This window comes from Saccharomonospora iraqiensis subsp. paurometabolica YIM 90007, assembly GCF_000231035.2.
GTDB lineage: Bacteria > Actinomycetota > Actinomycetes > Mycobacteriales > Pseudonocardiaceae > Saccharomonospora > Saccharomonospora paurometabolica.
In genome coordinates this window covers 41194-43016 of record NZ_KI912203.1, presented here as the reverse complement: position 1 = coordinate 43016, position 1823 = coordinate 41194, and the positions used below count along the sequence as shown (strand labels likewise).

2 protein-coding genes are annotated in these 1823 nt (G+C 73.5%); both read left to right on the top strand.

What is annotated here, in order from left to right:
- The coding region (gene murG / locus SACPADRAFT_RS0203015) for an undecaprenyldiphospho-muramoylpentapeptide beta-N-acetylglucosaminyltransferase (protein ID WP_007027482.1) at positions 1-1093 on the top strand (1093 nt) is incomplete at its 5' end.
- Between the two features lie 44 nt (positions 1094-1137).
- Positions 1138-1823 (top strand): UDP-N-acetylmuramate--L-alanine ligase (locus tag SACPADRAFT_RS25275; protein WP_007027483.1); only part of this gene is annotated, 686 nt, incomplete at its 3' end.

The following is a 1823-nucleotide window of genomic DNA, read 5'->3' as shown; positions in this document are numbered from 1 at the left end:
CCCCACCGTGGTCGTCGCGGGGGGTGGCACCGCGGGCCACATCGAACCGGCGCTCGCGCTGGCGGACGCGGTGACCCGGCTGCGGCCGGATGCCCGGGTGGTGGCCCTGGGCACGGAGCGCGGGCTGGAGAACCAGCTGGTGCCCGCCCGCGGCTACCCGCTGGAACTGGTCCCACCGGTGCCGATGCCGCGCAAGCCCACCGTGGATCTGCTGCGACTGCCGGGGAAGGTCCGCGACTCGGTCCGGCGCACCCGGGAGGTGCTCGACCGCGTCGACGCCGACGTGGTGGTCGGCTTCGGTGGTTACGTGGCGCTGCCCGCCTACCTCGCCGCCCGGGGGCGGGTGCCGATCGTGGTCCACGAGGCGAACAAGCACGCGGGGCTGGCGAACAAGGTGGGGGCGCGGCTCGCGGCGCGGGTGGCCACGGCGGTGCCGGGGACGGCGCTGCCGGGCGCCGACGTCGTCGGGATCCCGTTGCGGCGTTCGATCACCACGCTCGACCGCACCGCGCTCCGGGACCGGGCCCGCGAGTACTTCGGCCTCGATCCGAGCGCCCCCGTGCTGCTGGCCTTCGGCGGTTCCCAGGGCGCCCGGTCGATCAACACGGCGATGTCCGACGCGGCGGAGCGGTTCGCCGACGCGGGCGTGAGCGTGCTGCACGCGCACGGACCCGGCAACACCGTCGTGGTGCGTGAGTTCCCGGGACGGCCCGCCTACGTGCCGGTGCCGTACCTGGAGCGGATGGATCTCGCGTACGCCGCGGCGGATCTGGTGCTGTGCCGCTCCGGGGCGATGACCGTCGCGGAGGTGTCGGCGGTGGGACTGCCCGCCGTCTTCGTCCCGCTGCCGCACGGCAACGGCGAACAGGCGTCGAACGCGCGGCCCGCGGTCGACGCGGGTGCGGCGCTCATGATCGATGACGCGGACCTCACCGGCGACCGGATCGCCGAGACCGTGGTGCCGCTGGCGACCGATCCGGGCAGGCTGGGGAGGATGAGCGCGGCGGCGGTCGGCCTCGGCCACCGGGAGGCCGACGAGGTGCTGGCGGGCATGGTGCTGGAACAGGCGGCCGCACGAGTGGGCAGGTCCTGAAACGACAGGTCCTCGAACGACGAGGGGAACCGAGGCAGGGGGCGATGACGTTGGAGCGGGACGGGGTGCTCGACAGGGCACATCTCATCGGGATCGGCGGTGCCGGGATGAGCGGCATCGCGCGGATCCTGCTCGCCAGGGGAGCGCGGGTGTCGGGATCCGACGCGAAGGACTCCCGTGCCTTCCTCACACTGCGCGCCCAGGGTGCGCACATCGAGGTCGGGCAGCGGGCCGACAATCTCGACGTGCTCGGACAGGACCCGTCCGCGGTGATCGTGTCCACGGCGATCCGGGAGGACAACCCGGAACTGGTGGCCGCCCGCGAGCGGGGGATCCCGGTGCTGCACCGGGCACAGGCGCTCGCGGCCCTGATGGAGGGCCACCGGGTCGCCTGCATCGCGGGGACGCACGGCAAGACCTCGACGACGTCGATGCTCACCGTGGCGTTGCAGCACTGCAGGCTGGACCCGTCCTTCGCCATCGGGGGCGACCTGAACGAGTCGGGGGCCAACGCGCACCACGGTGAGGGCGGTCTCTTCGTCGCGGAGGCCGATGAGAGCGACGGGTCGTTCCTCGCCTACACCCCGTCGGTGGCGGTGATCACGAACCTGGAACCCGACCATCTCGACCACCACGGCACGGCCGAGGCCTACCAGGCGGTGTTCGCCGAGTTCGTGCGCCGGATCGAGCCGGGCGGGCTGCTCGTGGTCTGCGCCGACGATCCGCCCGC